The organism is Oxalobacteraceae bacterium OTU3CAMAD1, from assembly GCA_024123915.1.
Classification (GTDB): Bacteria; Pseudomonadota; Gammaproteobacteria; order Burkholderiales; family Burkholderiaceae_D; genus Rugamonas.
On record CP099650.1, the window covers coordinates 3,301,546 to 3,314,726 of the forward strand.

Sequence of the window (13,181 nt, forward strand, 5' to 3'; positions counted from 1 at the left end):
GTACACCCTGGAAGATGAATTATCTTTAGGCAACATGAACGGGTTTGTCATACACTAAAAAACTGTTCACCTTTTGACATTAATCAGGCTATGGCGACGCGTCCTTCGTATATTTATCAGGGTGGTTCGGTGATGATGCATTCACCGCTGCAATTGAAAAACGCCGAGATGTACGGCTACTTTGTGCGGGGCGATCTGGCCAAGCTGCAGGCCACGCTCGACGGCACGCTCAACCAGGTGGCCGGGCGGCGCATGCGCTTCAAGGCCATCTCGCCGTACGTGTTGCTGACGTTCACGCGCGTCAACCACGCCGATTCGGCGGTGGCAGTCGACCAGAACAAGGGCTGGATCACCGAGATCGACATCGTCACCTGGATTATGGTGGGGGCGATGGACGAGGAGGGTGAACTGGCCCACATCTATTACTATCCCGCGCATATCTTCGTCGACGACGCCATGGCGCTGATCAACGGCCGCGAGCTGTTCGGCTATCCAAAATACCTGTGCGAGTACGAGATTCCCGCCGCCGGCGCCGAGCCGCTGCGCTGCGCCGTCTCCGCGAAGGGCTTCCACCCGTTCTCGCCGGAGACCAAAATCGCCATGCACCCGCTGCTGGAGGTGAACGCGACCGAGAAGACCGGCATCGACACGCCGGTCCACAGCCTGTTCGATCTGATCGAGGAGGCCATCAAGCTGTTTTTGTCGATCCCCGATTTCTTTAACCTCGACGCCGCCGGCTGGGATGACATCATCTCGCTGCTGCGCAATCCGCGCATCGATCAGATCTTCCTCAAGCAGTTCCCGGACAGCGCGGGGTTGAAGGCGGTGTACCAGGCGATCCTCGCGGCGCCGGCCACCATCGAGAAGATCCACGGCGGCTCGCTGCTTGGCTATGAATACGAATGCGTGCTGCACGCCTTCGACAGCTTCCCGCTGCACGAGACGCTCGGCCTGCAACTGGGCCCGCAGCAGGCGATCCTGCCGTACAAGCTCAATTTCGATTTCACCGCGCAGCCGGGCGAGGAGTTGATCGACAATTCCAGCGTGGCGCAGAAGAAGATCGCGGTCCTTGGTGGCGGCGTCGGCTCGATGACGGCGGCCTACTATCTGAGCGACCAGCCGGGGTGGAAGAACAACTACGACATCACCGTCTATCAGCAGGGATGGCGGCTGGGCGGCAAGGGCGCGAGCGGCCGCAACGCCGACTACGGCCAGCGCATCGAGGAGCACGGCCTGCATATCTGGTTCGGCTTCTACACCAACGCCTTCAGGATGATCAAGGACGCCTACACCAGTCTCGATCGGCCGCCCGGCGCGCCGCTGGCGACGTGGCGCGACGCCTTCAAGCAGCACGATTACGTCGCCTTGTCGGAGCAGGTCGGCGACCGCTGGCACAACTGGTCGATCGTGTTCCCGTCGCTGCCCGGGGAGCCGGGCGAGGGCGATCAGGAAATCTCGATGTGGCAACTGGCCGTGGCGATGATGGGCTGGATCGAACAATGGATCAACTGCATCGACGAGCTGACCGCGACGCTGGAAGTGGACGAGCAGCCGCACCACGGCGGCATGCTGCCGGACTGGCTGCACCGCCTGGCCGAGGGTGTGGCCAACACCGTCAACGAACTGGCCGACGACCTGACGCTCGCCGCCAGCGCGCTGACCGGGATGGTGGCGAACATGTCGGCCGATACCGGCATGCATACGGAGGGCGAGCATCACGCGCTGGCGGGTGTGCTGGGCGGCGTGCGTGGCAGGCTGCGCACGCGCTATCGCGGCCTGGTCGACCGCGCCCACGCCGATGGCGACATCCTCGACGACATCCGCCGGCTGTTCATCTGCCTCGACCTGGGCATCACGGTGATGAAGGGCGTGTTCGACGACGGAGTGCTCAAACATGGTTTCGATGTCATCAACGATATCGATTTCCGCGACTGGCTGCGCAAGCATGGCGGCGACGAGGACCTGTGCGTGAATTCGGCGCCGGTGCGCGGCTTCTACGATCTGGTGTTCGCGTACGAGGGCGGCGATTTCACCAAGCCGAACGCCGAGGCGGGGACCTTGCTGCGCTCGATGGCGCGCATCGGCCTTTGCTACAAGGGCGGCATCATGTTCAAGATGCAGGCCGGGATGGGCGATACCGTCTTCACGCCGCTGTACGAAGCGCTGCTCAAGCGCGGCGTCAAGTTCAAGTTCTTCCACAAGGTCGAGGAGCTGGTGCCGGACGGGCGCGAGATCAGCGCCATCCGCATGACGCGCCAGGTCGACCTGGCGGGCGACGACTATCACCCGCTGGTCGACGTCAAGGACCTGGCGTGCTGGCCGAGCCAGCCGAACTACGATCAGATCGACCCCGAACAGGCGGCGCTGCTGCGGGAGAATGAAATCAATCTGGAGTCCTACTGGAGCGACTGGCCGCGCGTGTATCAGGAGCGCTTCGACAAGCCGCTGCCGGCGCTGACGCTCAAGCGCGGCGTCGATTTCGACCAGGTGGTGTTCGGCATTTCGGTCGGATCGCTGCCGGCCCTGTGTCCGCAATTGCTGGCGAAAAGCCCGGCGCTGCTGGCCACCTCCGAACATGTGAAGACGGTGGCGACGCAGGCCTACCAGGTCTGGCTGGACAAGGATTTGGCGCAGATAGGTTGGAGCATCCAGCCCGACGGCCAGCAACCGGTGCTGAGCGGCTTCACCGAGCCATACGATACGTGGGCGCCGATGGACCAGCTGCTGGTGCGCGAGGACTGGCCGGCGGGGCAGGAGCCGCGCAACACGTCCTACTTCTGCAGCGCGTTGACGGTGGACAGCTATCCTCCGGCCACCGATACGGACTTCCCCAAACGGATGGCGGAGCTGGCGAAGAAGGGCGCGGTGAATCAGCTCAGTCAGGAGATCGCCTCATTGTGGTCGGCGGCCGGGCCAGCGGGGGCGTTTCCGTGGCAGTGGCTGACCGATGCCAGCGAGGGCACCGGCGCGCAGCGCTTCAACGCGCAATATTGGCGGGCGAATGTCGATCCGTCCGAGCGCTACGTGATGTCGGTGGTGGGCAGCACCAAATACCGTTTGCAGACCGACCAATCGGGCTTCGACAACCTGTTCCTGACCGGCGACTGGATCAAGACAGGATTGAACGCCGGTTGCGTGGAGGCGGCGGTCATGGCCGGCATGCAGACCTCGCGCGCGATGAGCGGCCATCCCCGGATGATCGATGGCGAGACTGACTTCATTTAGTGGGAGACGGCGGTTTTTTGCGGCGCATAGATGGCGGATTACGCTTCGCTAATCCGCCCTACGTAAATCCGCGCGTAATTTCACGTCCCGATGCGTCGTGCCTGATGTCCGGCTAGCGGACGTTGACAGCAGATCCCACGTGGAGGCACGTAGGGCGGATTAGCGCAGCGTAATCCGCCATGCGCCGCCACTGCCCCATCGCCGATTAGGCCAGATGTTTATAAAAAAAGGTGGTGCCGCAGTAGGCGCCATCGGGCATCAATGCGTATTTCGGCACCGTGCCGGCGCTGTGCCAGCCGGCGCGCTGGTACAGCCGTTCGGCGTCGCCGCCGGTGACGGTATCGAGCACCAGCACGCTTTTGCCGACGTCGCGCGCGGCTGCGTCGACGGCCGCCATCAGTAAACCGGCCACGCCGCGCCGGCGCACGTCGCGGTGTACCAGCATCTTGGCGACGTCCGCCCGGTGCGGCTGGTTGTCCGGCTGCGCCGTGATCAACTGCACCGTGCCGACCACGCGCCCGGCATCGGTCTCCGCCACCAGCAGCACGCGCTCCGCGCGCGCGACCCCGGCCAGCACGCCGCGCCAGAATTCCAGCGCCTTTTCGCGCGGCAGCGGCAGCATGAAGCTGACCGAGGCGCCGCTTTCCACGCAATCGATCAGCACATCGGCCAGGGCCAGCGCCAGCGCCTCGCCGCGCTCCCGCGCTTCGCTGGCGTCTATGCGGCGCACGGTGATTGAATCGGACATCAGTTTCTCCTCGTCGCGGGTTGTGAGGTCAGCGCGACCAGATAGCGCGCGCGTTCATCGGTGGGGTTGAAGTAGACGATGTGGCGTTCGAGCCGCATGGCGAGCGTGTCGCCCGCCTGCAGCCGCCATTGCTGGTCGCCGACGCCGATGTCCATCGTGCCTTCGATGATCCAGATTTGCTGGTGGATGTCGGCGCCGTGCGGCGTGCTGTCGTAGGCGACGCGCTGCCCGGGCGGGAAGATCACGTCGACCAGTTGTATCGGGGAGGGGGCGGCGGGCGAGAGGCCGCGCCGGGTGTAACCGGAGGCGGGGTCGGTCCATACCGGCTGCTCGGCGACGCGCGCCACCGGCGACGGTTGCGCGATTGGCGCGGCCTTGTCCTCGAACAGGCTGGCCAGCGCCACACCCAGCGCGCTGGCAAGTTTATCCAGCACGGCGGCGGTGGGGCTGCTTTCGCCGCGTTCGATCAAGGAGATGGTCGAGCGGCTGACGTTGCTGCGTGCCGCCAGGGCATCCAGCGACAAGCTTTGCGCATCGCGCAATTCCCGCACGCGGCGGGCAATCAGTAAGTTGATATCCATGGATTTCCATTTTACAGGAAATCCATGTCCAGTAAACTGGAATTGATATCTTTTGCGGAAGGGTTGCGGTTACGTCTTAGCGGCCACGGTTGGTGTCGGTGCTGTTGTCGCCCCGGGCGCCGGCAGCGCGGTCGCGGTGCGTGGTTTCCGCCGAAGCGGCTGCGGCATCCTGTTTGCTGTCCTGGTAACTCCGGCTCAGGTTGCCCTGGCGCAGACTTTGCTCGGAACGGGCCGGCGCGCGGCCGTGTTGCTCGTTCACGTGCGGCGTGTCATTGCCGGGATGCCCGACGGCGTGGTTGCCGCTCTCCGACATGCCGTCCCGCTCGGGATCGTAGCCGTCGTGGGGCATGTTGGCGCCGGGTTTAAAACCTTTTTCGCTCGGTTTGTTAGGTTGGCTCATGATGCTTCTCCTTTGAAAGGGGAGGAACCATTGTCCTTCCCCGAGTTCACATCCTAAGCTGCCCCGACTGTTCAGTGCGTAGGCGCACACCCCGAGGCCATGTAGGAGTGCACGGAGGGAAACTTTCGACATGGCACGCACCCGAATGTTCGGTAGAGAACGTTCGTCCGCGCACGGACGAGTTGCCCGTTTGGTGACACGATGAAAGCTTGCCAGGAGACTTACATGCCCGAAAAAACACCAGAGGTTCGCACCGGCCAGGCGCCGCCGCCGCTCGGCCGCAACGAGTTCCGTCTGCGGTTCATGCGGTCCTTTTACGACCCCGCTTTCGGTCCGGTGGCGGACGCGCTGGCGCAGGTCGAGGAGGTCGCCTGGAGCAACTATCACGACGGGCGCAAGGCGCCGGTGACGCAAAAAGCCGGCGTCCAATTCGCCGATCCCGATTACGATCTGTCGGTCGAGTGGAAGGCCACCCGCGACCGCCTGCTGGCCGCCGAGCGGACGCAGAAAGATCCGCAAACCCGTTCGAGGGTGCTGCTCATCAATGGCTCGGCGCGCAACGACGGCACCTGTCCGGGCGAGATGTCCAAAACCCACCGCATGACGCAGTGGGCGCGCGAGACGCTGGCCGAATCCGGCATCGACAGCGATGTGCTGGACCTGAGCCTGCTTACGTCCAGCTACGATTTGCACATCCATCCGTGCAAGGGCTGCGCGTCGACGGCGATGCCCTTGTGTCATTGGCCCTGCAGCTGCTATCCGAACCACGGCGAGCGCCAGACCAGCGACTGGATGGCGGAGATCTACGAGAGCTGGGTGGCCGCGCACGGCGTGATCATCCTGACGCCGACCTATTGGTATCAGGCGCCGTCGGTGCTAAAGCTGATGATCGACCGGCTGGTCTGCGCCGACGGCGGCAATCCCGATCCGACCACCACGCACGGCAAGAAGGCGGCCGAAGCCAAGGCGCTCGAGCTGGCCGGCTGGGACTATCCCAAGCACCTGGCCGGCCGCGCCTACGGGCTGGTGGTGCATGGCGACGTGGCCGGCATCGAGGGACTGCGGCGCGGCCTGGCGGACTGGCTAGACTGGATGGGATTGATCGACGCCGGCAAGCAGGCGGCGCTGGACCGCTATGTCGGCTACTATGAGTCGTACGCCGAAAGTCATCAGGCGCTGGATCGCGACGAAATGTTCCAGCGGGAGGTGCGCAATGTGGCCGCCTCGGTGGCGGCGGCGGTGGGGCAGCTGCGCGCCGGCACGTTGACCAAGCCGGATGCCGGCGTGCGTCCGGCGCGGCCCAAGTAATACGGAAAAGTAGAACGAAAGTAGAACGAAAAAAGCAGGACGGAACGGATGGCCGCGAAGGCGGTCTATATTTGATTAACCTTGAAAGGATCCACCATGGGCATACTCAGCAACATCTTCCACAAGATTTTCCCCGGCTCGAAACCTGACACGGCGCAACCTGCCGCTGCGCCTGCTGCGGCACCCGCGGCCGCGCCAGCCGCCGCGCCAGCCGCTGCGGCGCCACAGCCGGCCGCCGCCACGCCGGTGACGCCGCTGGTCGATGTCGAAGCGATCCTGACGACGATGCAGCAGCAGAATTCGCAGCCACTGAACTGGCGCACCTCCATCGTCGACCTGCTCAAGTTGCTCAACCTGGACAGCAGCCTGGCCTCCCGCAAGGAACTGGCCGACGAGCTGCATTACACCGGCGACAAAAACGATTCGGCGTCGATGAATATCTGGCTGCACAAGCAGGTGATGATCAAGCTGTCGGAAAACGGGGGCAAGGTGCCTGCCGAGTTGAAGGACTAAACGCTGCAGGAATAAAGCCGTGCCTACGCGCTGCTGACGTCCGACACCCTGGCGTTGTCGACGGCAGTGCGCAGGTCGCTGCAAGCCTTGTGCAGCGCCGCCTCGACGTCCGGCAGCATGTCGGCCACCTCGACCAACTGGCCGGCGGTGGCCGCCGATTCCATTTCGCTGCACAGCGTGTGCAGGTGCGTCGAGCTGAGATAGCCGGCGCTGCCCTTGAGGGCGTGAATGGCGGCCGCCGCCGCGCCGGTATTGCCGGCGATGACGGCGGCGCGCGCCGTTTCCATGCGCCGTGGCGCCTCCTCCAGGAAGGCTTGCGTAATGCGCTGCATGTGCTTGTGCGACATGCCCGCCAACGGCATGATCTGCACCGCCGCCGGGTCCGGCGGCAAGCCGCCATCCGCGTCAGGGCCGACGCCGAACTGCTGGTCCAGCGCTTCGGTGCGCGCCGCCGTCAGCCGCGCCGCGTCGGTGGCCCGCAGCGGCCGTCCCCGGCTCAGGTGCAGGGCGATGATTTTTTCGATCTGATCGTACAGCAGGCGCTCGTCGACCGGCTTGCTGAGGAAGCCGTCCATGCCGACCGCCAGGTAGCGCGCCCGGTCGTGGTCGCTGGCGTTGGCCGTCAGCGCGATGATGGGGATGCCCGGATCGAGCACGCGGTAGTCCTCGCTGCCGCCGCTGCGGATCAGGCGCGCGGCCTGCTCGCCGTCCATCATCGGCATGCGCCCGTCCATCAGCACCAGGTCGTACGCGGCCGAGCTGAGCGCGTGCAGCGCCTGCAGGCCGTTTTCGACGATGCGGATGTCGTGGCCCATGTTTTCCAGCAGCGTGCTGACGATGATCTGGTTGGTGCGCACGTCCTCGGCGCACAGTACCCGCAGGCGGTAGGCGTGATGCTCCTTGCGCGGCAGACTGAAGGGATCGATAGCCGGTTCCGTGCCCAGCGCCAGCGGCAACGTCACGCTGAAGGTGGAGCCGGCGCCGACCTGGCTGACGGCGGTGATCGAGCCGCCCATCAGCTCGACCAGTTCCTTGCAGATGGCCAGGCCGAGGCCGGTGCCGCCGTAGCGGCGGGTGGTCGAGTGGTCGGCCTGTTCGAACTTCTGGAACAGGCGCGGCAAAGTGTCGGCGGGGATGCCGGGGCCGGTGTCGGTGACGTCGAAGCAGATGGTGGCGCGGCCGGCGGCGTTCAGCCTGGCGGAGACGTCGAGCCGCACTTCGCCCCGATCGGTGAACTTGATGGCGTTGCCCAGCAAATTGAGCAGGATCTGGCGCAGCCGGGTCGGATCGCCGCTGACGTAGCGCGGCAGGTCCAGCGCCAGGTCGCTGCGCAGCAGCAGGCTCTTGGCGTCGGCCTGGCCTTGCAGGATGCCGATGGCGTCGTCGATCAGCGCGATCAGGTCGAAATCGACCGTCTCGATCGACAGGCGGCCGGCGTCGATCTTGGAAAAGTCGAGGATGTCGTTGAGGATGGCCAGCAGCGATTCGCTGTTTTGCAGGCCGATGCGCAGGTATTCCTCGGTCCGCCCGCGCACCGACTGGTCGCGCATGGCGAACTTGATCATGCCGATCACGCCGGCCAGCGGGGTGCGAATGTCGTGGCTCATCGCCGACAGGAAGTCGATGCGGTGGCGGCTGACGACTTCCGCGTGTTCCTTGGCCTCGGTCAACTGTGCGGTGCGCTCCTGCACGCGCTGCTCCAGTGTGTTGCGCAGCAGCCGGATCTGGTCGGCCAGCGCGAAGGCCAGTAGCACGCCGTCGAGCGTGCCGCCCAGCAGTGTGAACAACTGGGCGTTGGTGACCATCGCCGGGATCAGGCCGACGTTGGCCGGCAGGATCAGCAGGCCGGGCACCATCAGCGCGACGAAGCCGAGCACGAAGAAGCGCGCCGGCTGGTAGCCGCGCCGCCACACCACGATGCCGCTGGTGAGGGCCATCGTCATCCAGATCGTGATGACGATGGTGGCGATGGTGTGGGCGTAGCTGAGGGCCAGGAAGCAGCTCGGCAAGGTCAGCAGCGGCAGCGCGATGTTGATGCGGCTCAGTTTATACAGGCGCGGCGCGTACTCCTTCAGGCGCAGGAACGTGGTGTAGAACAGCGTGCTGAGCACCGGCAGCAGGAAGAACGGCACGTAATGCCAGTGCAGGTTGTGCCAGTTGAACAGGTCGGCCGACAGGTGGAACGTCATGCCCCAGGCGATCGCGTAGCACAGCACGTATAGCGAGTAGTACAGCGAGGAGCGGTCGCGCGTGATCGAGTAGATGAAGAAGTTGAACACGGTGAGCGCGAGCAGTGCCCCGATGGAGCCGATGATCAGCACGTTTTCGCGCGCGACCAGCTGCTGGTAGGCAGTGCGCGGCATTACCGAGAACACCGGTGTGCGCGCATAGTATGGGCTGGAGAAGCGGATCAGCACGTGGTAGCGCTGTCCCGGCTGCAGGTCGATGTCCTTGCCGTAGTGCAGCAGATAGGAGTGCGGCTGGCGGTAGCCGGTCAGCATCTGGCGCACGCTGCCGTCCTTGCCGTAGATCTGGATGTCGACCACGTCGATCAGCGTGTCGTTGGGATCGATGACCCAGGCCGACTGGCGGGTGTCGTTGCGCAGCTCGGCCACCAGCCAATAGCCGCCGCCCAGCAGGTCGACTTCCTCGGCCGGTTTGAGGCTGGCGACCAGTGCCGGCAATCCTTCCGCCGTGGCCGGGTAAGGTTGGCCTTCGTCCACATAGAGTCTGCCGGCCTTGGCGAGGTCCACGCCGCTGCCCTCGGTGGCGGCGGTCAGTCCGATGGCGGCGGGCGCTTCGGCGGCCACGGCAACGGACTGCGCCAGCTGCCACAGGCAGAACACACTCAGCAGCAAGAGCAACGCGCAACGTCCGGCATGGCGGGCCGGTACGGTAAGCGCGTGGGGCATCTTGCTTGCTTTACTCATTAATGTTCCGAAGACCGCTGGAGGATAGTTTTTTGATCATTTTAAACGAGAACAAGTCTGCCTAAGACAAAATTTGACCGTGAATCCCAGCAACTTGTTGGCAATATTGCAGCTGAGATATGCGGCGGTTATCATGGCTGCTTTTGCATCGGGATAACACCAGTGTTAATTACTCCAGAACAATTCTTCGGCTTTCTCAGCGCCGCGCTGCTGATCACCATTTCGCCAGGGCCGGACAATTTGATGGTGCTCAGCGTCGGCATGTCGCGCGGGCGCCGGCAGGGTATGGTTTTCGGACTGGGGTGCGCGCTCGGCTGCCTGAGCCACACGGTATTGGCGGCGTTGGGCGTCAGCGCGCTGATCAAGGCGTCGCCGCTGGCCTTCGGCGCACTCAAGCTGGTGGGCGGCGCGTATCTGGTCTGGCTCGGCATCGGCGCCCTGCGCAGCCGTGGCGGCGCGCGCGTACAGGGAAATGGCTTGCCCGATGAAAGCCTGGGCAAGCTGTTTGCCAAGGGGTTGTTCGCCAACGCGATCAATCCGAAGGTGGTGCTGTTTTTCCTGTCGTTCCTGCCGCAGTTCGTGGTGGCAGAGCGCGGCGACGCCAGTTGGCAAACCGCGCAACTGGGCTTGCTGTTCACGGCGCAGGGCGTGCTGGTGTTTGGTTTGCTGGGATATTTTTCGGGCACGGTGGGCGCGTGGATCAACCGCCACCCCGGCGCCGGCATGTGGATGGACCGGGTGGCGGGAGCGATTTTTGTCGGTCTTGGACTGCGACTGATCATCGCCCGATAAAAAAAGTTTGTTCATGCGGGCGGTTGTCATCATGTCGTCATGCGGCGTTGACATACTGGCCTTGCTCTTTCAAGTCTCTCCCGATTTGAAAACCTTCGGCCCGCGCTCCATGCTGCGGGCCTTTTTTTATTTTGCAACCAGGGAGAAGCGCAGCTCCATTTTGTCCTGTACGGACATGGCGCCGCCCATCACCGAGAACGGTACGAGGCCGAAGTCCGTTTGGTTCAGATCGACCTTGCCGCTGACCGTCATCACGCCATTTTCCTCGCGCAGATCGACCGGGATGGCATAGTCGCGCGTGACGCCGTGCAGCGTGATCGCCACGCGCAGCGGTTCGCCGGCCGCGCCACGCTCGGCGCGCACCGAGACGATGGGGTAGCGCCCGGCGTCGAGCACCTTGGTCAGCATATTGGTTCGCGTGCCGTCGATGGCGTCGACGGACGGTTGCTTTTCCAGGCCGGCCACGCGGCGCAGATCCGGTTCGTCCACCGTGAGCTGGTCTAGGCGGAATTGGAAGTCGGCGCGGTTTTGCGCCGGCGCGACCGTGCCGGTGACCGTGCGGCTGGCCACCACGTGATCGTGCCCCAGCCGCGCCAGCACGCCGCCGCGCCGCACGGTGACGGCGATCAGCGATTTGGCACTATCGATGTGCAGGACGGTCGCCGCAGTCGGAGCGGAGGGCGCGGCCGGCGCCGGGGCGGCCGGTGCCGTCGTGGACGGAGCGGATGGTGCGCCGGTGGTGGCGCTCGGCGCTTGCGGCGGCGAGCACGCCGCCAGCGTAGAGAGGAAAGCAGCGGCGGCCAGGCCGCGCAGCGCGGTTTTCGATGGGGTCATCGGTGCGCTAGGCAAGTGCGTCATCTTCGAGTGCGTCATTTGGCCGTCATATTGTAAGATTATTATGCGTTCGCTGGTCCCAGCGTGCTCCAGTTGGTCGCCGTACCCAAGCAGGTGCGGGATTTCACAAAGCATGACTCAGCAGGCTCGCCGGTGGCCTGAAACACCGGCACCATCCTACCTAAGTTTCCCTCCCCGGTTCAAACTTAATGAAGTCCTAAGCCTGACTTTGCCGATAACTGGCAAAGTACTACCCATAGCGCGCGGTTAAGCCGAGCGCCCGGTTGCCGGACCCCTACAGCCCGGCACAAATTTTGTTCAGGCGGCACGATCGCCGCCGGACACCGTCCATCCCCACGCTCTCGAGCGTTTTACGACCAGTTTCATCTCACGATGACGCTGGTTTTTTTTTGCGCCGCCGTGGACTATGACGTTATCTATTTTTTATCATTGATAGCGGCGCCATTTTTCGAATCGGGCTATCATCTCTTTAGACAAACTACAAAGGCAGAGACAAATGATCGACCTTTACACCGCCGCCACGCCGAATGGCCACAAGATCTCCATTGCGCTCGAAGAGCTGGAACTGACCTACACGCTGCACGCGCTGGAGCTGTCGACCAATGAGCAGAAGCAGCCGTGGTTCCTGGCGATTAATCCGAACGGCCGCATCCCGGCCATCATCGACCGCTCGGAAGACAATTTCGCCGTGTTCGAATCGGGCGCCATCCTGATCTACCTGGCCGAGAAGACCGGCGAGTTGATGCCCACCGATTTCAAGGGCCGCTCCAAGGTGCTGCAATGGCTGATGTTCCAGATGGGCGGCGTCGGCCCGATGATGGGGCAGGCGAACGTCTTCTACCGCTACTTTCCGGAGAAGATCCAGCCGGCAATCGACCGCTACCAGGGCGAGAGCAAGCGCCTGTTCCGCGTGCTCGACGGCCATCTGGCCGACAACGAATACCTCGCCGGCGATTATTCGATCGCCGACATCGCCAATTTCGCGTGGGTGAATATTCACAACTGGACCGGCATTCCGGTCGACGACCTGCCGAATCTGCAGCGCTGGCTGGCGGCGATCCGCGAGCGGCCCGCCGTCAAGCGCGGGTTGATACTGCCGCCGCGCGTGGAGCGCAGCACGCCCGAGGAGCTGGAGCAAATGGCGGTCGAGGCGCGCAAGATGCTGGAGACGGGCCAGTCGCGCACCGGGGGCGTGTGAGATGAAGTTCTACACGTCGAGCCGGACGCCCAATCCACGCCGCGTCGCCATGTTTATGGCCGAGAAAGGCCTGGCGGATGTCGAGCAGGTGCAGATCGATCTGTCTACGGGCCAGAACCGGGGCGCCGAGTTCCTCGAGAAAAATCCGTTCGGCCGCGTGCCGGTGCTGGAACTGGACGACGGCCGCTTGCTGAGCGAGACGCGCGCCATTTGCAGCTGGCTGGAAGGCTACGCGCCGGAGCCGAACCTGATGGGGGAGGGCTACGACGAGCGGGCCTTTATCGAGATGACGGACCGCCGGGTGGAGCTGCATCTGTTCTTCGGCATCGCTAACTGCGTGCGGCATACGCACCCGGGACTGGCGGTGCTGGAGCAGCCGCAGTTCGCCGATTTCGGCGCGTCGCAGGGCGAGAAGATGCGCGAGACGGCGCGCTGGCTGGACCGCACGCTGGCCAGCCAGCCGTTCGTCGCCGGGCAGCGCTTCACCATCGCCGACATCACCGCGTTCTGCGCGCTGGAGTTCGCGCGCGGGTTGATGAAGTTCCGGCCGTCCGCCGAAGGGATGCCGCATTTGCAGGCGTGGCGCGACCGCATCGCGGAGCGCCCCAGCGCCGCGGTACGGTTTTAGTCC

General features: G+C 64.2%; 11 protein-coding genes. 6 read left to right on the forward strand and 5 right to left on the reverse strand.

All coding sequences use genetic code 11. The features are described 5' to 3' along the window. The first annotated feature begins 132 nt into the window (after positions 1-132). Positions 133-3,225, forward strand: a complete 3,093-nt coding sequence (locus NHH88_14335; GenBank protein ID USX16894.1) for an NAD(P)-binding protein — start codon at positions 133-135, stop codon at positions 3,223-3,225. A 205-nt stretch (positions 3,226-3,430) separates the two neighbouring features. Here NHH88_14335 and NHH88_14340 read toward each other — a convergent pair whose 3' ends face one another. From NHH88_14340 to NHH88_14350, 3 genes are all read right to left on the reverse strand, one after another. Next, positions 3,431-3,973 (reverse strand): GNAT family N-acetyltransferase, encoded by a 543-nt coding sequence (locus NHH88_14340; protein USX16895.1) that lies wholly within the window; start codon positions 3,971-3,973, stop codon positions 3,431-3,433. Continuing rightward, positions 3,973-4,554, reverse strand: coding sequence for an XRE family transcriptional regulator (locus tag NHH88_14345; GenBank protein ID USX16896.1), 582 nt, complete (start codon positions 4,552-4,554; stop codon positions 3,973-3,975). The genes NHH88_14340 and NHH88_14345 overlap by 1 nt, the downstream gene beginning before the upstream one ends. 76 nt (positions 4,555-4,630) lie before the next feature. Further along, positions 4,631-4,954 carry a hypothetical protein gene (locus tag NHH88_14350; GenBank protein USX16897.1) on the reverse strand — a complete coding sequence of 108 codons (324 nt, stop codon included), beginning with the start codon at positions 4,952-4,954 and terminating at the stop codon, positions 4,631-4,633. 225 nt (positions 4,955-5,179) lie between these two features. Here NHH88_14350 and NHH88_14355 point away from each other — a divergent pair, with 225 nt between their 5' ends. After that, a complete protein-coding gene (locus NHH88_14355) occupies positions 5,180-6,262 on the forward strand; it encodes a flavodoxin family protein (GenBank protein ID USX16898.1) in 1,083 nt (360 codons plus the stop codon). A gap of 96 nt (positions 6,263-6,358) precedes the next feature. Then, the gene (locus NHH88_14360) at positions 6,359-6,775 is read left to right on the forward strand and encodes a DUF3597 domain-containing protein (protein ID USX16899.1); all 417 of its coding nucleotides are present in this window, start codon (positions 6,359-6,361) and stop codon (positions 6,773-6,775) included. Positions 6,776-6,798: 23 nt separating this feature from the next. On the opposite strand, the gene NHH88_14365 is transcribed toward NHH88_14360, so the two are convergent. Further along, complete coding sequence (locus tag NHH88_14365) at positions 6,799-9,705, reverse strand: ATP-binding protein (protein ID USX16900.1); 2,907 nt, start codon at positions 9,703-9,705, stop codon at positions 6,799-6,801. Between the two features lie 162 nt (positions 9,706-9,867). Here NHH88_14365 and NHH88_14370 point away from each other — a divergent pair, with 162 nt between their 5' ends. Then, positions 9,868-10,497 carry a LysE family translocator gene (locus NHH88_14370; protein ID USX16901.1) on the forward strand — a complete coding sequence of 210 codons (630 nt, stop codon included), beginning with the start codon at positions 9,868-9,870 and terminating at the stop codon, positions 10,495-10,497. A 126-nt stretch (positions 10,498-10,623) separates the two neighbouring features. Here the strand turns inward: NHH88_14370 and NHH88_14375 are convergent, their stop codons facing one another. Then, entirely contained in the window at positions 10,624-11,331 is a 708-nt protein-coding gene (locus tag NHH88_14375; GenBank protein USX16902.1) for a YceI family protein, read from the reverse strand. Positions 11,332-11,848: 517 nt separating this feature from the next. On the opposite strand from NHH88_14375, the gene NHH88_14380 reads away from it, so the two are divergent. Further along, positions 11,849-12,550, forward strand: a complete 702-nt coding sequence (locus NHH88_14380) for a glutathione binding-like protein (GenBank protein USX16903.1) — start codon at positions 11,849-11,851, stop codon at positions 12,548-12,550. Between the two features lies 1 nt (position 12,551). Then, positions 12,552-13,178, forward strand: coding sequence for a glutathione S-transferase family protein (locus NHH88_14385; protein USX16904.1), 627 nt, complete (start codon positions 12,552-12,554; stop codon positions 13,176-13,178). Positions 13,179-13,181: the final 3 nt, after the last annotated feature.